The sequence below is a fragment of the Pseudomonas sp. AAC genome (genome assembly GCF_000725445.1).
Taxonomy (GTDB): Bacteria; Pseudomonadota; Gammaproteobacteria; order Pseudomonadales; family Pseudomonadaceae; genus Pseudomonas; species Pseudomonas citronellolis.
On record NZ_KL647098.1, the window covers coordinates 104,662 to 121,977 of the forward strand.

Here is a 17,316-nt window from a genome sequence, read left to right on the forward strand (position 1 = left end):
CATCCTTCAAGCCGCGCCTCGCGCGGGCTGCCCACCCCTCCCCATGAGGCGTGTTCACCCTCTATCCCGGACGAGATGGAAAAAGTGCTCAGGGGGGCGCGAAATTTTTTTGCTAGCGGGCCGAAACCGTCACCCAGTAGCGGCTCAGGCGCGACACCCGCACCGGCAGCGTCAGCTCCAGGGCGTTCAGCGCCTGGTCCGTGTCCGCCACCGACAGCGCGCCGGAAACGCGCAGCCCGGCCACCTCGGGGTCGCAGCGCAGCAGGCCGCGGCGATAGCGCGCCAGCTCCGCCAGCACCTCCGCCAGCGGCTGGTCGCGGGCCACCAGCATACCCTGCTCCCAGAGCGCGGCGCTGTCGTCCACCGGCGCGCTGCGCAGCACGCCGCGGGCATCGAACCAGGCCTGCTGGCCGGCGGAAAGGCGCATTGCCGCACCAGCGTGCGGGCGAATCTCCACCTGGTGCTCGAACACCGCAACCTGGCACTGCTCGCCCAGCTGGCGCACGCTGAAGCGCGTGCCCAGCGCCTCGACCACGCCCTGCTGCGCGTCGACCAGGAACGGTCGGCGCGGCGCCAGCGGGTCGGCATGGGTCGTCACCAGCACCTCGCCGGTGCGCAGGCGCAGGCGGCGCGCCGTAGAGTCGAAGTGGACATCCAGCGCCGACACGGTGTTGAGCACCACCCGGCTGCCATCGGCCAGCGTCAGCGCCTTGCGCTCGCCGGTGGCGGTGCTGGCGTCGGCCATCCAGCTGTCCCAGGGGGCGCTGCGCGCCACCAGCCAGCCCGCCGGCGCGGCCATCAGCAGCGCGCTCAGCAGGCGCAGCGCACGGCGGCGGCTCAGGCCCTTGAGCCCTTCCACGCCATGCAGCGCCTGGCGGCCCAGCTCCGTGGGCACCGCGTCGAAGGTGCCGAATACCCGCTCGGCGCGCGCCCAGGCCTCGCGGTGCGCGTCGCTCTGCCCGCGCCAGCGCTCGAAGGCCTGCCACTGCGCCTCGCCGGGGGCGTCGAAACGCAGCGTCATGACCCACTCGGCGGCCTCCTCCAGCAACCCGGCTGCCGGCGCGGCGCGGGCCTCCCCGCGGCTCATGGCTCGCAGGCCGTCATGCAGGCCACCAGCGCCTTGTGGATGTGCCGGCGCACGGTGATCAGCGCCATGCCGGTGCGCTCGGCGATCTGCTGCAGGGTGAGCTCGTGGAACTGCGCCAGCAGGAACACCTCGCGCGTCTGGCGCGGCAGGCCGTCGAGCATCGCGTCGATGCGCAGCAGCGACTCGACGATCAGCCAGTGGGTTTCCGGCGCCGGCACCTGCGCTTCGGGCAGGTGCGCGATGGCCTCGCGGTAGGCCCGTTCCACGTCCTGGCGGCGCCACAGGTCGATGACCAGGCCCTTGGCCACCTGCACCAGGTAGCGCCGCGAGTCCGCCAGCGGCGGCGTGCGCCCGGAGCTGAGGATGCGCAGGTAGGTGTCATGGGCGATGTCCGCCGCGTCCGGGGCATTGCCCAGGCGCTGGCGCAGCCAGCCGAACAGCCAGCCGTGGTGGTCGCCATACAGGCGCTCCAGCGCGACGGGCGGCGAAGCGTGGGACGAAGCGGAAAACATGCGCGGGCATCCTTGGCGGGAACGCCAAAAGAGTGAAAATGAGAAAGCGTCTCATTTTATTTCAATGCCGTGCATTTCCACAATGCGGACCTCGCCGGCCCCACTTCTCGGCGAGCAGGGTTCACCCCAGGCTGGCGATGGCCCGGGCCAGCTGCATGTCGCTCAGGTCGGACTGCGGATGCGCCTGCCGGTAGAAGCGCAGCGCCTGCTCCAGCTGCGCGCCATGGATGCGCCCGTCGGAGGCGATGTACGCCAGGGCATCGTCGCGGGCGGCCCGGTAGGTCCGCAGCGGCTGGCTGGTGGACTCGCTGAGCGCCGCGCTGCCCAGGCTGGTGGCGACGGTGAAGTGGTCGGACGAGTTGCCTTTCCCGTCCATGGCCCCCGCCTGGTCGGCGGCGGCCAGGAGCGTGGCGATCAGCAATGGGCTTGCGCGTTTCAAGGCATGGCATCCTGCGGCAATGAACCCGCTCTTTTACCCTGCCCTGGCGCTGGTGGCCAGATCAGCCCCTTCATTCCCCATCCCCGGAACCCTTGACCTTAAAGTTATATTCAAGCTTAGAGTTCCCCCGCGCCGCCGATACAGGCCGGCAAGGTCAACCACCGGGAAGGAAGGGCAAATGAGCAAGCGCATTCTCCATGTCGTCAGCAACGTCGCGCACTACGCCGACCCGGCCGACCCCACCGGCCTGTGGCTGTCGGAGCTGACCCACGCCTACGACCTGTTCGCCGCCAAGGGCTACGTGCAGCGGATCGTCAGCCCCAAGGGCGGCGTCACGCCGCTAGAGCCGCGCTCGCTCAAATGGCCGAACCGGGATGCCTCGGCCAAGGCCTGGCTGGCCGACGACGCCCACCGGGCGCTGCTCGCCAACACCGCGAAGCCCGAGGACATCGACCCGGCGGACTTCGATGCCATCTACTTCACCGGCGGGCACGCGGTGATGTGGGACTTCCCGGACGACGCCGGCCTGCAGCGCCTCACCCGAGCCATCTACGAACGCGGGGGCATAGTCTCGTCGGTCTGCCACGGCTACTGCGGCCTGCTGAATACAACGCTGTCGGACGGCAGCCTGCTGGTGGCGGGGCGCAGGCTCACCGGCTTCTCCTGGCGCGAGGAAATCCTCGCCGGCGTGGCGAAGAAGATGCCCTACAACGCCGAAGAGCAAATGAAGCGGCGCGGCGCGCGCTACGAAAAGGCCCTGCTGCCGTTCGTACCCAAGGTGGTGGTGGATGGCCGCCTGGTGACCGGCCAGAACCCGCAGTCGGCGAAAGCCACGGCGCTGCGGGTGGCCGAGCTGCTGCGCTAGGCGCCCTGCTCGCCCGGCTGCAGCGCCAGCACGCTGCCCTGCACATGCTCGATCAGGTGCTCGGTGGTGCTGCCGATCAGCCTGTCCACGGCCCTGCGGTGGATGCGGCCCATCACGGTCACGTCGATGGCGTTCTGCTGGACGAAGTTGGCGATGCCGCGCACCGCCGTGCCCATCAGGAAGTGGCGGCGCTCCTCGGGCACGCCGTACTTGTCCGCCAAGGCGACGAAGGGCTTGTGCAGCGCGCCGCGCATCTCCTCGACCAGGTCGACCCAGGCCACGCCGCCCTCGCCGCCGTTGGCCATGTAGGCCGGCATGCAGTCGTAGACGAACAGCAGGTGCAGCTCCGCGTCGCATTGCAGGGCCAGGCCGTTGGCGGCCGCGATGATCCTGTCGTTGATGTCGCTGAGCTGGGTCTGCGGGTCGGACGGGTCCACCGCGGCAACTATCTTGCGCGGCATCGGCTGGCGGATGTCGTTGACCAGCAGCAGGGGCGCCGGGCACTCCCGCAGCAGGTGCCAGTCCAGCGGGGTGACGAAGGAACGCTTGAGCGCCGATTCGTGCCGCACGTCCTTGATCACCATGTCCGGCTGTTGTTCGCGGATGTCCTGGAGCATCTCCTCGCGCAGGTTGTCCGCCGCCACTACCGAGGCCGTGACCTCCAGCCCCCGCCCGCGCAGGGCCGCGCATTCGCCTTCCCAGGCCTTGCGCTGCGCCTGCACCAGGCTTTCGCGCGCCTGCTCCATGACCTTGCGGTCCAGCAGGAAGGTCGCGAAGGGCCCCACGTAGACGAGCACGTGCAAGGCCGCATTGCAGGCCGATGCCAGGGCGAGCGCGCGCTGCAGGCCGGGGGAATCGTGCTGCTCGGGGTGGGTCAGGAACAGGAGCTTGCGTGGCTGGCTCATAGCGCACCTCGTGGGTATCCGGCCACGCCGCCAGCGCGCCGGAAGGCAGGGGCCCGCATCGGGCTCGATGGGGGAACTACCAACGAGTTTCAGCCCCCTGGCCTGCGCCGGATTTGCGTTGGATCAAATTCGCCCCTCGCCCGACGCGCGATGGTGAAAGCCATGCCCGGCAACGGCCTGGAGGCCCACCATGGCGACCCCGAACGCTCCGCAACGCCTGACCCTGTACGACGCCCGGGAGCTGGATGCCGTGCTCCAGGCCATGGCGCAAAAGGCCGCCCCGCTGCTGCCCCCGGGCGAAAGCGCGCTGGTCGGCATAGTCCGGCGTGGCGAACCCCTGGCGCACCGGCTGCAGGAACACCTGGTGCAATGCGGCCACCCGCCCCTGCCCGTCCACGCCCTGAAGGTGAAGCGCTACGCCGACGACCTGAGCCTGCTGCACCCCGAGACGGAGCTGACGGAGAACCCGCAACTGGCCGGCATGGACCTCAGCCGCACCACGCTGCTGGTGGTGGACGACGTGCTCTACGAAGGCCACTCGCTGCTGCGCGCCTGCGCCTACCTGGCCCAGCTCGGAGCGCGGCACGTGCTGGCCGGCGTGCTGGTGGACCGCTGCGTGAGCCGCCAACCGGTGCACGCCGACGTGGTGGGGCTGCGCCTGCAGGTGGCGCCGGACGACATCGTCGAATGCAACGTGCCGCCCTACGAGCCGGAGCTGCGCATCGACGTGCTGCGCCACGGCCGGCGCTGCACCTGAGGCTAGGCTTCGCCCGCCTCCCGCCGCCAGGCCCGCTGCAGCAGCTCCACCACCTCGGCGTCGGAGGTCTGGTAGAAGTCCAGGTACCAGCGGCCGATGGCGCTGAACGGCTCCGGGGTGAACGGGCAGACCACCTCGTCGACCTCGTGGCGCAGCTCTTCCAGCACTTCCGCCGGCGCCACCGGCACGGCGACGACGATGGCCGCCGGGGCCTGCTGGCGTACCGCGCGCACGGCAGCCAGCATGGTGGCGCCGGTGGCCAGGCCGTCGTCGACCAGTAGCACCTGGCGGCCAGCCAGCTGCGGCACGGGCCGCTGCCCACGGTAGGCGCGCTCGCGCCGGTGCAGCTCGGCGCTTTCCCTGCGCTCCACCGTCTCCAGGGCGTGCGCGTCGACGCCATGCATCCGCAGCACGTCGTCATTCAGCACCCGCACGCCGCCGCTGGCGATGGCGCCCATGGCCAGCTCCGGGTACCAGGGCACGCCGAGCTTGCGCACGATCATCAGGTCCAGCTCCACGCCCAGTTCGCTGGCCACCTCATAGCCGACCGGCACGCCGCCGCGCGGCAGGGCCAGCACGATCGCCCCGGGGCGGCCCCGGTAGGCCGGCAGCAAGCGCGCTATGGCCTTGCCGGCAGCGGCGCGGTCGACGAAGGGAAGCGTCAGGTCATGCATGGCAGCCACCTCGCCCGGCAGGGCCTAGTAATCCTCTTCGCGCTCGCCCTCTTCGCGCAGGTTCTGGAAGCCCACCAGCCGCGAGAGGTCGCGCAGGTTGTCGGCCAGCACGCCGAGCAGGTCGTCCGCCGAGACGATGCCCACCAGCAGCCCCTGCTCGTCGACCACCGGCATCCGCCGGATGCCGGCCTGGCGCATGCGGGTGATGACGTCGAACACATCGTCGCTTTCCTTCGCGGTGACCAGGTTGCGCAGCTGGATGTCGCCGGCCTGGATGCTGCCCGGCTCCGGCTCGTTGTTGGCGACCACCTCCAGCACGATGTCGCGGTCGGTGATGATGCCCACGGGCCGGTAGCGCTCGCGCTCCACCTGCTCGGCGAGCACCAGGTCGCCGACGTGGTATTCGCTCATCAACCGGGCGGCGGTCAGGATGGATACGGTAGGCGCCGCGATGACGACGTCGCGGTTGCAGTATTCGCCGATGGCCATGGCTCGTCTCCTGTGCGGGCAAGCGGACATTCGCTCGCCTTGCACGATGGGCGCGACGCCACGGCCCGACTTTGATCTCGATCAGATTGGCGGCGCGCCCGCCGCCCGCGCCGCGGCCAGCGGATGAACGGCCCGCTCAGCGGCTCACGGTCGCTCCGGCTGCGCCTCCACACCGCTCATCCGGCACAGGCCCTGGCGGTCGAGCAGGCGCACCTCGCGCCCGTGGCACTCGATCAGGCCGGTCTGCACGAAGCGGGTGAACAGCCGGCTGACCGTCTCCATGGTGAGGTCCAGGTAGTTGCCGATGTCGCCGCGGCTCATCGGCAGGGTGAAGCGGTCCTGCGACAGGCCGCGCTGCTGGTAGCGGGCCGACAGGCCGAGGAGGAAGCCGGCCAGGCGCTGTTCGGCGCGCTCGCGGCTGCAACGGATGTGCGCGTACTCGCCCTGGATGCCCTGGCTGAGGATGTGCAGCAGTTGGTGGCGCAGGCCGGGGATGCGCCCGGACAGGTCCTCCAGCTGTTCCAGGCCGATGCTGCACACCATGGAAACCTCCAGCGCCACCGCATAGCCCGGGAAGCGCGGCGAGCCGATGGCGTCCAGCCCCAGCATCTCGCCCGGCAGCACGAAGCCGGTCACCTGTTCGCCGCCGTTGGCGTCGAGCAGGTAGCTCTTCAGCGCCCCGGAGCGCACGGCGAACACGTGCTGCATCGGCTCGTCGGCGCGGAACAGGTACTCGCCCTTCTGCAGGGGGCGGCTGCGCCGGACGATGCGGTCCAGCTCTTCGACCTCGCCGTCGCTGAGGCTCGCCGGCAGGCACAGGCGGCTCAACGAGCACGCCTGGCAGTTGACCTGCGGGCGCGGCGGGGAGCGGTAAGCGTCGGACATGGCGGCGCCTCCGGCAATAAGGGGATTTTCCCACTATAGCCGTTGCGCTTGGCCGCGCTACGCCACTCGACGAAGGGACGCGCCTGCCGCCAGCAGGCGCGCCCGAGTGCATCAATCGCCGTTCTTCACCGGGATGACCTTCTCCGGGTGCACCGCCTCGGCGCGCTTGGGCAAGTGCACCTGCAGCACGCCCTTGGAGAACTGCGCGTGGACCTTCTCCGCGTCCACTTCCTTGGGCAGCCGGAACACCCGCTCGAAGCTGCCGTAGTGGCGTTCCGACAGGTGGTACTCCTTGCGCTTCTCGTCCTTCTCTTCCTTCTTCTCGCCCTTGATGACCAGGTTGCCGTTGGCCAGCTTCACCTCGATGTCCTTCTCATCCATGCCGGGCAGCTCGGCGCTGATGCGGTACTCCTCGGCCTGCTCGCTGACGTCCACCGCGGGCAGGCCGCGGCTGAACGGCTCGCGCCGCCAGAACGGCTCCACGTCGAAGGCGCTGTGGCCGAAGGGCAGGCGCAGCGGCGTGCGGCCGAAGTCGTCGAACAGGCTGTCGATCTGCCGTCGCAGCGTATCGAAGGGGCTGGCGCCGGGGGTTGGCGCCTTGGCCGGTTGGCTGGGGGACGGCGTGACGGGGACTTGCTTTGCGGGGTCGGACATGGGGAATTCCTCCGCTGGATGAACCGCCTCGGAAATGGGGCGAATCGATTCTGCGACGGCCATGGCGGCTGTCCTTGATCCCGGTCAAAACGCCGGCATCGGCCCCCGCGGCGCAGAACTTGATGACGGTCAAGGCGGCCCGGCCCGCGGCGCCTAGCCTGACCCGAAACGACGCGTCTGGTCGACCTCGCCAAGGGGGCGCGCAATGGAACGGGTACGGCTACTGGAAGTGCTTTGCCTGCCGGGCACCGGGCAATGCCTGCGCCTGCTGCTGGAGGACGACGCGGGCAGCGCCGTCATACCCGGCCAGTATTGCCTGCTGGGCGTGCATGGCGGGGCCTTGCAGCCGTGCAGCTACATCAGCCTGCCGGAGCACCACGGGCCGTTCATCGTCAGCGCCAGCCACCCCGGCCGGTTCGCGGCCACGGACGGCTGGCTGGACTACCGCGGCCCCCTGGGCGTCGGCTGGCCCCTGCCGCTGCGCGCCGGCCGGCTGCTGGTGGTGGCCAGCGGCAACGGCCTGCTGTCGGTGGCGGCGGCGATCGACGAACTGGCCTGCTGGATGCCCGCGCTGCGCCTGGACCTGATCGCCGATGCCGCCAGCCTGGCGGGCCTGCCCGAGGAATGCCGGCGCTGGCTGCACTCGCTGGGCCTGCTCGACGAAAGGGTCCACGGCGCCTGCCTGCTGGAACGCCTGCACCGGCAACTGCTGGAGCGGCTGCCCGACGTGGTGTTCTGCGCCACCCCGGATTTTCTCGGCCGCAGCGCGGCCCAGGCGTGCCTGCGCAGCGGGGTGCCGGCGGCGAGCATCTGGCTGCGCAACGAGCGCCTGCAGTCGCCGCCCCCGGCCGAAGGACCGGTGGTCCGCTTCGACCGCCTGCCGCCCCCTCTCCACTATCGTTCTTGATGCATCGTTCTTGATGCGCATCAAAGTGCCCGCACGCGCCCCGGCCCAGGCTCACAGCCACCCAGCCCGCGCCGCCCGTGGCGCGGGCGCCGCTGCGGAGACCGCCATGAACGCCTACTCGCGCCTGCTCCTGATCTGCGACACCCACCAGCACTATTCCGCCGCCATGGCCCGCGCCCAGGCCCTGGCCGGCTCCGCCGGCGCCAGCCTGCACATGCTGATGATCGACAGCCTGGCGCCAGCCCTGAACACCCTCGACTACGACCTGCAGCAACGCGCCCGCAACACCATCCAGGAGCGGCACCAGGCCTGGCTCGACGACCAGGTGGAGCTGCTGCGCGGGCGCGGCATCGAGGCCAGCCCCGAGGCGGTGTGGAGCGACGACCCGCTGCAGGAAGTCCTGCGCCGGGTGCGCGAACGCGGCTTCGACCTGCTGATCAAGGACGTCCACTACGAAACGGCCGTGAGCCGGGCACTGATGACGCCGCTGGACTGGCAACTGCTGCGCCAGTGCGCGGTGCCGCTGCACCTGGTCAGCCACGCAGAGCATCCCCTGCCGCGCAAGGTGGTGGCGGCGCTGGACCTGTCCCAGGACGACACCCGCGTCGACGAACTGAACGAACGCATCGTCGAATCGGCCCAGCAGCTCGCGCTGCAATGCGACGCCGAGCTGCACCTGCTGCAGGCCTACGACCTGAGCAGCAGCTTCCTCGCCTACGCCGTGGGGCCGGTGGCCTGGACCAGCGAAATACAGGAACAGATGAGCGGCCGCGCCACCGAGCGCATGCAGCGCCTGGGCGAACGCTTCGGCATCGAGCAGAAGTGCCTGCACCTTATCAAGGGCGCGGCCAACCGCGTCATCGCCGAATTCGTCGACGACTACCGCATGGATGTGGTGGTCATGGGCACCCTCTACCACGCCGGGCTGGCGAAGATCGTCGGCAGCACCACCGAGCAGGCGCTGTACCGGGTGCACTCCAGCATCCTGGCGATACGCCCCTGAACGGCCGGTGAGCGGCCGCCCCTTGTAGGCGGCCAGGAGGGCCCACGGCGCGCCGGCCGTGACCGCGGCCCGTGGAAGGCTCAGCCCGCGCGGCGCTGGGCCTGACGCTTGTCGGCGTCGCGGCGCTGCGCCTCGGCCAGCACGTGGGGCGCGGCGATACGCTGCTGCAGGCGCTCAAGGTAGGCGCTGGCCTGCTCCGCGTTGCGGAAAGGCACGCGGAACTGGTCGAGCTGGACGTAGCAGCGCCCGTCGCCGGTGCACAGCAGTTGGATGTGCATGGCAGCCTCCCCGCTTCAGGTCGCCGGTTGCAGCTGCAGGGTATGGATGGTCTGCGTGGGGTCTTCGGGGTCCTGGTGGCTGCTGAAGCCGAGGAAGCGCACCAGCTCGTGCATCGGCGCGTTGGCCGCCGAATCGATCGAATACATCTGCGTCATGCCGTTGCGCCGGGCGGTTTCGATCAGGTGGCGCATGAGGGCCACCCCCAGGCCGCGGTGCCGCCAGTCATCGGCCACCGTCACCGCGCACTCGCAATGGCCGGCGTCGGCGCCGCGGGCGTAGCGGCTGACGCCCACTTCCACCAGCTCGCCGTCCTGGTGCACCAGGGCGATGTAGGCGGCGCTGTCGTGGAAGTCCACCGTCATCAACTGGTCGAGCAGCGCCGGGCTGACCTCGCGCATGCTGCACAGGAAGCGGAAATGCCGCGCCTCCGGCGACAGCCGGGCGATGAAGTCCGCCTCGCGCTGGCGGTCTTCCGCGCGCAACGGCCGGATCAGAACATGGCTGCCGTCGGGCAGGGCCTCGACCCAATGCTCGTCGGGGGCTTCGGTGGTGGGCTGTGAAGGCTGGGTGGTGGGCATGGAAACCTCCTGGCGTGGCGCCGGCGTGGGAAGGAACCGCCGGGTCACTTGTACGCCGCGGGGCGAACGGAAGTTTGACCACGATCAAATCACGGGGAGGACGACGCTGCCGGCGGTCGAACGGTACGCCGCCAGCGCCGCCCCGTCATGGCCCCGGCGCGTCCGGGGCCGGGGCATTACCCTCGCTTGACCTGCGCCAGCTCGTACAGCTGCCGTGCTTCCGCCGCCAGCGGCGCAAGCGCGGCAGCCATGCGGGCCTGGAGGTGGGTCAGGGGCATTTCGTCGGCGCTGTCCTCCAGCATGTGCAGCAGGTCTTCCAGCGCGCTCAGGCGGCGGACGGCGGCTTCGTGGAGGTGGTCGGCGGGGGCGTTGGGGTTGACGTACAGCACGTCGTCGTGGGGCTCGGTGGCCGGGCTGAGGGGGATGAGGGGAACGAGGTCAGCCATGACGGACCTCCTGGCGGGTGCTGCGGGGGTGTTGCTTGGACTGAACGACAAGGCGATGCATGTTCCGTCTTGCTCCTCTATGGGATATGGGAGCCGCCTCCTGGAAGGGAGAGGCGGACCGTGCCAGGGTAGGAATACCGGACAACAGAGAAACCGGCAGGCCGAAGCCTCCTCGCACGGCCCGCCATGGAAACGCAGGGAATCAGACACAAGAAGCTGCCTTTCCCTGCGGCTATGGCGCCGCCGTGCTCTGTTGTCGTTCAGGGGTTCCTACGCCCCACCACGGACGAACCGTGGCAGACGGAATCTACGGATGCGCCTTGTAAGGGCTCAAGGCAGTTGCCGCGACGGAAACTTCCCCTGATTCCGCCCGAAGAATCGCCACAAGTCCCCCGCCCTGCGCCCCCCGCGGCCTCAAGCGTGCGGAAAGTGGATAGAACGCCCCCGCCCGGCGGACGAAACTAGCCCCGCGGCCAGGCAGCGCCACGCTGCCGGCGCCCCCACCCAGAACCCATGAACCATCCGAGGCTTGTATGAGCACCCCCGCCGAGCAACTGGAGCAACGGCTGAAGCAACAGAAAATCACCGAAGTCGAATGCGTGGTCAGCGACCTGACCGGCATCGCCCGCGGCAAGATTTCCCCCACCAACAAGTTCCTCGGCGAAGGGGGCATGCGGCTCCCGGAAAGTGTGCTGCTGCAGACCGTCACCGGCGATTTCGTCGACGACGACGTCTATTACGACCTGCTGGACGAGGCCGACATCGACATGCTCTGCAAGCCCGACCCGGACGCCATCTTCGTGGTGCCCTGGGCGCTGGAGCCGACCGCGATGGTCATCCACGACACCTTCGACAAGTACGGCAACCCCATCGAGCTGTCGCCGCGCAACGTGCTCAAGCGCGTGCTGAAGCTGTACGCCGACAAGGGCTGGAGCCCGGTGGTGGCGCCAGAGATGGAGTTCTACCTGACCAAGCGCAGCAGCGACCCGGACTTCCCCCTGGAAGCCCCGGTGGGCCGCTCGGGCCGCGCCGAGAGCGGCCGGCAGAGCTTCTCCATCGACGCCGCCAACGAGTTCGACCCGCTGTTCGAAGACGTCTACGACTGGTGCGAACTGCAAGGCCTGGACCTGGACACGCTGATCCACGAGGACGGCCCGGCGCAGATGGAGATCAACTTCCGCCACGGCGACGCGCTGCACCTGGCCGACCAGATCACCGTGTTCAAGCGCACCATGCGCGAGGCCGCGCTCAAGCACGACGTGAGCGCCACCTTCATGGCCAAGCCGATCACCGACGAGCCGGGCAGCGCCATGCACATCCACCAGAGCGTGCTGGACATCGCCACCGGCAAAAACGTCTTCGCCAACGAGGACGGCTCCATGAGCGAGCTGTTCCTGCACTTTATCGGCGGCCTGCAGAAGTACATCCCGAAAGTGCTGCCGATGTTCGCGCCGAACGTGAACTCCTTCCGCCGCTTCCTGCCGGACACCTCCGCGCCGGTGAACGTCGAGTGGGGCGAAGAGAACCGCACCGTGGGCCTGCGCGTGCCGGCCGCCCCGCCCGCGGCCATGCGCGTGGAGAACCGCCTGCCCGGCGCCGACGCCAACCCCTACCTGGCGCTGGCCGCCAGCCTGCTGTGCGGCTACCTGGGCATGGTCGAGCGGCTGGACCCCAGCGCGCCGGTGCAGGGCCGCGCCTACGAGCGCCGCAACCTGCGCCTGCCGATCACCATCGAGGACGCCCTGGCGCAGATGGAAGACTGCGAGGTGCTCGGCGAATACCTGGGCCGCAAGTTCGTGCAGGGCTACGTCGCGGTGAAGCGCACCGAGCACGAGAACTACAAGCGGGTGATCAGTTCCTGGGAGCGCGAGTTCCTGCTGCTGAGCGTCTGATCCGCCCTTTTCGCCTCAACCACAACAACAATTCAGGAGTCGTCATGAGACTGCTGCGCTACCTTGCGCCCTTCGCCCTGGCCACGCTGGCCGCGGGCGCCCACGCCGAACCGACCGTCAGCGTGTACAACTGGACCGACTACATCGCCCCGGACACCCTCGGCGGCTTCCAGAAGGCCACCGGCATCAAACCGGTCTACGACGTCTTCGATTCCAACGAGACGCTGGAAGGCAAGCTGCTGGCCGGCCGCACCGGCTACGACGTGGTGGTGCCCTCCAACCACTTCCTCACCCGCCAGGTGCAGGCCGGGGTGTTCCTGGAGCTGGACCGCAGCAAGCTGCCGAACTGGAAGCACCTGGACCCGCGGCTGCTCAAGCTGCTGGAGCAGAACGACCCGGGCAACAAGCACTCGGTGCCCTACCTGTGGGGCACCAACGGCATCGGCTACAACGTGGCGAAGGTCAAGCAGGTGCTGGGCGTCGACCGCATCGATTCCTGGGCGGTGCTGTTCGAGCCGGAGAACATCAAGAAGCTCAGCGCCTGCGGCGTGGCCTTCATGGACTCGCCCGACGAGATGATCCCCTCGGTGCTCAACTACCTGGGCCTGGACCCCAACAGCACCAACCCGGCGGACTACCCGAAGGCCGAGGCCAAGCTGGCGGCGGTGCGCCCCTACGTCACCTACTTCCACTCCTCGAAGTACATCTCGGACCTGGCCAACGGCAACATCTGCGTGGCCTTCGGCTACTCCGGCGACGTGTTCCAGGCCGCCGCGCGGGCCCGGGAGGCGAAGAACGGCATCGAGATCGCCTACGCCATTCCCAAGGAAGGCGCGAACCTGTGGTTCGACCTGATGGCCATTCCCTCGGACGCGACGCACCCCGAGCAGGCCCTGGCCTTCATCAACTACATTCTCGATCCGCAGGTGATCGCCGGCATCAGCGAGTACGTCGGCTACCCCAGCGCCAACGCCGACGCCAAGGCGCTGCTGCCCGCCCAGATGCAGAACGACCCCGAGGTCTACCCGAGCCAGCAGGTGCTGGACAAGCTGTACATCGCCAAGGCGCCGCCGCCCAAGATCATGCGCCTGATGACCCGCAGCTGGAGCAAGATCAAGTTCAACCAATGAAGCGAGAGCGAGCCATGAGCCACACCGACGAGCAGGTCGCGTCCTACTACGCCGCCAGCGCCCGGGACAAACAGCCCTACCCCGCGCTGGAGGGCGAGGTTCGCGCGGACGTCTGCGTCGTCGGCGGCGGGCTCACCGGCGTCAACACCGCGCTGGAGCTGGCCCAGCGCGGCCTTAGCGTGGTGCTGCTGGAGGCCCGCTGCATCGGCTGGGGCGCCAGCGGGCGCAACGGCGGCCAGTTGATCCGCGGCATCGGCCACGACGTCAGCGGCTTCGCCAAGTACGTCGGCGAGGAAGGCGTGCGCTACCTGGAGCGGGCCGGCACCGAGTCGGTGGAGCTGGTGGCGCAGCGCATCCGCGACCTGGCCATCGAGTGCGACCTGCGCTGGGGCTTCTGCGAGCTGGCCAACACCCCGGCGCAGTATGCCGGCCTGGTGGAGGAGCACGCCCAGCTGAACGCCCAGGGCTACCCGCACGAGACGCATCTGGTGGCGCCGGAGCGCATCCGCGAGGTGGTGGCCAGCGACCAGTACGCCGGCGGCCTGGTGGACATGGGCTCCGGGCACCTGCACCCGCTCGACCTGGTGCGCGCCGAGGCCCGCGCGGCGGCGGCCCTGGGCGCCAAGGTGTTCGAACGCAGCCCCGCCCTGCGCATCGAGCATGGCCGCCAGGTGGTGGTGCACTGCGCGCGGGGCCGGGTGCTGGCCGCCAACCTGGTGCTCGGCTGCAACGCGCACCTGGAAGAACTGGAACCGCGCCTGACCGGCAAGGTGCTGCCCGCCGGCAGCTACGTGGTGGCCAGCGAGCCGCTGCCCGAGGCGCTGGCGGCGCAGCTGATCCCGCAGAACATGGCGCTGTGCGACCAGAAGGTGGGGCTGGACTACTACCGCCTGACGGCCGACCGCCGCCTGCTGTTCGGCGGCGCCTGCCACTATTCCGGGCGCGACCCGAAGGACATCGGCGCCTACATGCGGCCGAAGGTGCTCAAGGTGTTCCCGCAGTTGGCGGACGTAAGGCTGGACTACCAGTGGGGCGGCATGATCGGCATCACTGCCAACCGCTTCCCCCAGGTGGGGCGGCTCAAGGCGTACCCGAACGTGTTCTTCGCCCAGGGCTACTCCGGCCACGGGCTGAACGTCACGCACTGGTCGGCGAAGCTGCTGGCGGAGGCCATCCACAGCGGCCACAGCCAGGGCCTGGACCTGTTCAGCGCGGTGCCGCACCTGACCTTCCCCGGCGGCAAGCTGCTGCGCTCGCCACTGCTGGCCCTGGGCATGGCCTGGTACCGGATACGCGAGAAGCTGGGCTGAGGCCGCGCCGAAATGCTCTTCGGCAAACACAACACCCGTAGGATGGGTTGAGCGAAGCGATACCCATCATTTCTTTGCGTGGCGCGAAGAGCTTTTCGTAGGAGCGAGCTTGCTCGCGAACGGTGTTTCCCGGTGGCGTAGGTGCTGGGCACAAGAGCGCCCTCTCCCCAACCCTCTCCCGCAAGCGGGAGAGGGGGCTGTCCTGAGTGCGCTGGTAGTCCGGCGCCATCCTCGCACCCCGTATTTCCGGCGAACACCGTAGGGCGCATAACCGTTCGCGGTTATCCGCCGCTGGCCGAAGGTAACAGCACTAAGGCCGTGCCCCCTGCCTGACAGTGGCCTTGGGATACTCGCCGAACAGCGCGTGGTAGGACTGGGAGAAGCGTCCCAGGTGCCAGAACGACCACTTCATCGCCACATCGGCGACGGTCATGCCCGACTCGGCGGCGCCCAGCAGGTCGCGGCGGGCGGCGTTCAGGCGGCGGTTGCGCAGCCAGACGATGGGCGGCATGCCGGCGTAACGCAGGAAGGATTGCTGCAGGGTGCGCGGCGAGACACCCGCCTTCGCGGCCAGCTCGGCCATGGCGAAGTTCTCTTCGGGGCAATCGTTCACCACGTCCTTGACCCGCTGCACCACGCGCTTGGCCTGGACGATGGAGCGCGAACGCTGCTCGTCGCCGGCCGGCGCCTCGCAGAGCAGGGAGAAGCAATTGGCGACTATGGCCTGCGCCACGCCGGGGGCCTCCACCGGATGACGCCCGGCGCCTGCGCCGGCGAGCAGGTTGCTCAGCGAAGCCGCCAGCGAACGGCAACCGTCGGAGCGCAGGGGCGTCAGCACCAGGTCGGCGAAGTCGTCCAGCGCCTGGCCCCACTGCCCCGCCTGCTTGATCACCACCGCCACCTCGCGGTAGTTCTCCGGCGTGACCCAGGCGTTGCGCGTCTCGCCATCGAGCAGGTAGAGGGTGTTCTCCGACATGTCGAAACTGAACACCAGCGCGCCGGGCGGCGCGTGGAACTCCTGCTCCACGCGCAGGTTCATCTGCTCCTCGTAGAGCTCGATGCCCTCGACCTCGGCATGCAGGATGCGCCCGGCGAAACGCCCGGCGGACATCTGCGTGTACTGCTGCTCCCAACCCGGAATGGCTATCCGCTGCTGATCGACTTCCTGCGCTTCGACAACCCTGATCACCATACCCGGGGCCTGTGTTCTTCTTAGGCCGCGAAGGCTATCAATGGCGGCGACGGTGGTGCAAGCGGCAACCCGTGCCGGCGGGCCCGGAAGGCGGCGGTTCCGGCATTCAGGCCTGCCGGGCGGCCGGCAGCGCCGCGCCCAGGCGGTAGAACACCCCGCCGGCGACGACGAAGGCGCCCAGCATCACGAACATCCAGTGCGCCGGCAGGCTCGCCAGTACCCAGCCGCAGAGCACCGGGCCCAGGGCGCCGCCGAGGTTCGATAGGTTCTGCGCGCCGTAGTACATGCCGCGCAGCTGCGGCGGGGCGATGCGGTCGATGAACATGTATTCGGCGGGGAACACGATGATCTCGCCCAGGGTGAACACCGTCATCGCCAGCACCCAGTGCAGCACGCTGGTGGACAGCGCGAAGCCGATCACCCCGGCCAGGAACAGCGCCAGCCCGGCCAGCAGCCAGTTTTCCAGGCGGTTCTCGTCGATGCGTCGGCCCAGCGGGTACTGCAGGGCGATCACCACCAGGGCGTTGACCGCCACCACGGTGCTGATGACTTGGTAGGCCACCTCGGCGCTGCGGGTGGTGACCAGGTACTGCGAGAGGTAGGCGGTGAACTGGCCGAACACCACCGCGCTGAGCACCCCACCCAAGGTGAAGCAGACCAGGCGCCGGTCATCCAGCAGCACGCGGCCCAGGGCCAGGAAGGACACCGGCGCCTGCACCGCCGGCGCCGGGCGCTGGCTGCGCTCGCCGTAGCCCAGGTACAGCAGCAGGAAGCCGGCGCCGAGCAGCGCGGAAACCACGAACGGCAGCTTCGGCGCCCAGTGCGCCAGCCCGGCGCCGAGGAAGGGGCCGACGGCGTAGCCGATGTTGATGAAGGTGTAGCGGATGGAGAAGGCGCGGCCCTGCTCCTGCGCCGGCAGCAGGCGGCCGAAGCTCGCCTTCACCACCACGTCCACCGCCGAGTAGGCGAAGTTGAAGGCCACCAGGAAGCCGAAAAACAGCCAGAGGTTGGCGGTGAGGCACATGCCGACGAAGCCGGCGATGAAGCACGCGGTGTAGCCCAGGATCAGTCCGCGGCTGGACAGGCGGTCGGTCAGGTAGCCGCCGTACAGGCTCAGCACGGAGCCGGCGATCAGCGCGCCGCCGACGATGGCGCCGATGCGGGCGATCGGCAGGGCGAAGGCCGAGGACAGGTAGACGACCAGGAACGGCAGGCTGATGGCTCGCCCCAGGGTCAGGACGAAGGTGGCGCAGAACAGCAGGTTCACCGACCGCGGGTAACGCTTGAGTGCAGCGAGCATCCGTGTTCACTC

Annotated in this window: 20 protein-coding genes; 7 read left to right on the forward strand and 13 right to left on the reverse strand. The window is 69.3% G+C overall.

Going from position 1 to position 17,316, the window contains the following annotated elements; all coding sequences use genetic code 11:
• Nucleotides 1-112: 112 nt before the first annotated feature.
• The 3 genes from FG99_RS18055 to FG99_RS18065 form a co-directional block, all read right to left on the reverse strand.
• Entirely contained in the window at nt 113-1,087 is a 975-nt protein-coding gene (locus tag FG99_RS18055) for a FecR domain-containing protein (RefSeq protein WP_043271697.1), read from the reverse strand.
• Nucleotides 1,084-1,599 carry a sigma-70 family RNA polymerase sigma factor gene (locus FG99_RS18060; protein ID WP_043271699.1) on the reverse strand — a complete coding sequence of 172 codons (516 nt, stop codon included), beginning with the start codon at nt 1,597-1,599 and terminating at the stop codon, nt 1,084-1,086. The genes FG99_RS18055 and FG99_RS18060 overlap by 4 nt, the downstream gene beginning before the upstream one ends.
• A gap of 121 nt (nt 1,600-1,720) precedes the next feature.
• Nucleotides 1,721-2,038, reverse strand: coding sequence for a DUF2388 domain-containing protein (locus tag FG99_RS18065; RefSeq protein ID WP_043271701.1), 318 nt, complete (start codon nt 2,036-2,038; stop codon nt 1,721-1,723).
• Nucleotides 2,039-2,216: 178 nt separating this feature from the next.
• Here FG99_RS18065 and FG99_RS18070 point away from each other — a divergent pair, with 178 nt between their 5' ends.
• Complete coding sequence (locus FG99_RS18070) at nt 2,217-2,903, forward strand: type 1 glutamine amidotransferase domain-containing protein (RefSeq protein ID WP_043271702.1); 687 nt, start codon at nt 2,217-2,219, stop codon at nt 2,901-2,903.
• On the opposite strand, the gene FG99_RS18075 is transcribed toward FG99_RS18070, so the two are convergent.
• Entirely contained in the window at nt 2,900-3,808 is a 909-nt protein-coding gene (locus FG99_RS18075) for a universal stress protein (RefSeq protein ID WP_043271704.1), read from the reverse strand. The genes FG99_RS18070 and FG99_RS18075 overlap by 4 nt on opposite strands.
• A 190-nt stretch (nt 3,809-3,998) precedes the next feature.
• On the opposite strand from FG99_RS18075, the gene FG99_RS18080 reads away from it, so the two are divergent.
• On the forward strand, nt 3,999-4,565 hold the full coding sequence (locus FG99_RS18080; RefSeq protein ID WP_009622377.1) for a phosphoribosyltransferase family protein: 567 nt from the start codon (nt 3,999-4,001) through the stop codon (nt 4,563-4,565).
• A 2-nt stretch (nt 4,566-4,567) separates the two neighbouring features.
• On the opposite strand, the gene FG99_RS18085 is transcribed toward FG99_RS18080, so the two are convergent.
• From FG99_RS18085 to FG99_RS18100, 4 genes are all read right to left on the reverse strand, one after another.
• A complete protein-coding gene (locus tag FG99_RS18085; RefSeq protein WP_043271706.1) occupies nt 4,568-5,239 on the reverse strand; it encodes a phosphoribosyltransferase in 672 nt (223 codons plus the stop codon).
• A 24-nt stretch (nt 5,240-5,263) separates the two neighbouring features.
• The gene (locus FG99_RS18090; RefSeq protein ID WP_043271708.1) at nt 5,264-5,728 is read right to left on the reverse strand and encodes a CBS domain-containing protein; all 465 of its coding nucleotides are present in this window, start codon (nt 5,726-5,728) and stop codon (nt 5,264-5,266) included.
• Between the two features lie 144 nt (nt 5,729-5,872).
• Nucleotides 5,873-6,613, reverse strand: a complete 741-nt coding sequence (fnr, locus tag FG99_RS18095; protein ID WP_009622383.1) for a fumarate/nitrate reduction transcriptional regulator Fnr — start codon at nt 6,611-6,613, stop codon at nt 5,873-5,875.
• A 111-nt stretch (nt 6,614-6,724) separates the two neighbouring features.
• Complete coding sequence (locus FG99_RS18100; protein ID WP_043271710.1) at nt 6,725-7,267, reverse strand: Hsp20/alpha crystallin family protein; 543 nt, start codon at nt 7,265-7,267, stop codon at nt 6,725-6,727.
• A 205-nt stretch (nt 7,268-7,472) separates the two neighbouring features.
• Between FG99_RS18100 and FG99_RS18105 the strand changes: the two genes are divergently transcribed.
• The gene (locus tag FG99_RS18105) at nt 7,473-8,174 is read left to right on the forward strand and encodes a ferredoxin reductase domain-containing protein (RefSeq protein ID WP_141766216.1); all 702 of its coding nucleotides are present in this window, start codon (nt 7,473-7,475) and stop codon (nt 8,172-8,174) included.
• Nucleotides 8,175-8,280: 106 nt separating this feature from the next.
• Nucleotides 8,281-9,177: a universal stress protein gene (locus FG99_RS18110; protein WP_043271714.1), complete on the forward strand. Its 897-nt coding sequence runs from the start codon at nt 8,281-8,283 to the stop codon at nt 9,175-9,177.
• Nucleotides 9,178-9,257: 80 nt separating this feature from the next.
• Here the strand turns inward: FG99_RS18110 and FG99_RS18115 are convergent, their stop codons facing one another.
• The 3 genes from FG99_RS18115 to FG99_RS18125 form a co-directional block, all read right to left on the reverse strand.
• Nucleotides 9,258-9,455 (reverse strand): hypothetical protein, encoded by a 198-nt coding sequence (locus tag FG99_RS18115; protein ID WP_043271715.1) that lies wholly within the window; start codon nt 9,453-9,455, stop codon nt 9,258-9,260.
• Nucleotides 9,456-9,470: 15 nt separating this feature from the next.
• Nucleotides 9,471-10,034, reverse strand: a complete 564-nt coding sequence (locus tag FG99_RS18120; RefSeq protein ID WP_009622394.1) for a GNAT family N-acetyltransferase — start codon at nt 10,032-10,034, stop codon at nt 9,471-9,473.
• Between the two features lie 176 nt (nt 10,035-10,210).
• Entirely contained in the window at nt 10,211-10,480 is a 270-nt protein-coding gene (locus tag FG99_RS18125) for a hypothetical protein (protein ID WP_051879039.1), read from the reverse strand.
• Between the two features lie 533 nt (nt 10,481-11,013).
• Between FG99_RS18125 and FG99_RS18130 the strand changes: the two genes are divergently transcribed.
• From FG99_RS18130 to FG99_RS18140, 3 genes are read left to right on the forward strand one after another with little or no spacing between them, the layout of a single operon-like run.
• Nucleotides 11,014-12,372 (forward strand): glutamine synthetase family protein, encoded by a 1,359-nt coding sequence (locus FG99_RS18130; RefSeq protein ID WP_043271716.1) that lies wholly within the window; start codon nt 11,014-11,016, stop codon nt 12,370-12,372.
• 44 nt (nt 12,373-12,416) lie between these two features.
• Nucleotides 12,417-13,502, forward strand: a complete 1,086-nt coding sequence (locus tag FG99_RS18135; RefSeq protein WP_043271717.1) for a polyamine ABC transporter substrate-binding protein — start codon at nt 12,417-12,419, stop codon at nt 13,500-13,502.
• 14 nt (nt 13,503-13,516) lie between these two features.
• Nucleotides 13,517-14,812, forward strand: coding sequence for an NAD(P)/FAD-dependent oxidoreductase (locus FG99_RS18140; protein ID WP_043271718.1), 1,296 nt, complete (start codon nt 13,517-13,519; stop codon nt 14,810-14,812).
• Nucleotides 14,813-15,122: 310 nt separating this feature from the next.
• On the opposite strand, the gene FG99_RS18145 is transcribed toward FG99_RS18140, so the two are convergent.
• Nucleotides 15,123-16,004: a helix-turn-helix domain-containing protein gene (locus FG99_RS18145; protein WP_043271719.1), complete on the reverse strand. Its 882-nt coding sequence runs from the start codon at nt 16,002-16,004 to the stop codon at nt 15,123-15,125.
• A gap of 106 nt (nt 16,005-16,110) precedes the next feature.
• Nucleotides 16,111-17,304: an MFS transporter gene (locus FG99_RS18150; protein WP_043271720.1), complete on the reverse strand. Its 1,194-nt coding sequence runs from the start codon at nt 17,302-17,304 to the stop codon at nt 16,111-16,113.
• Nucleotides 17,305-17,316: the final 12 nt, after the last annotated feature.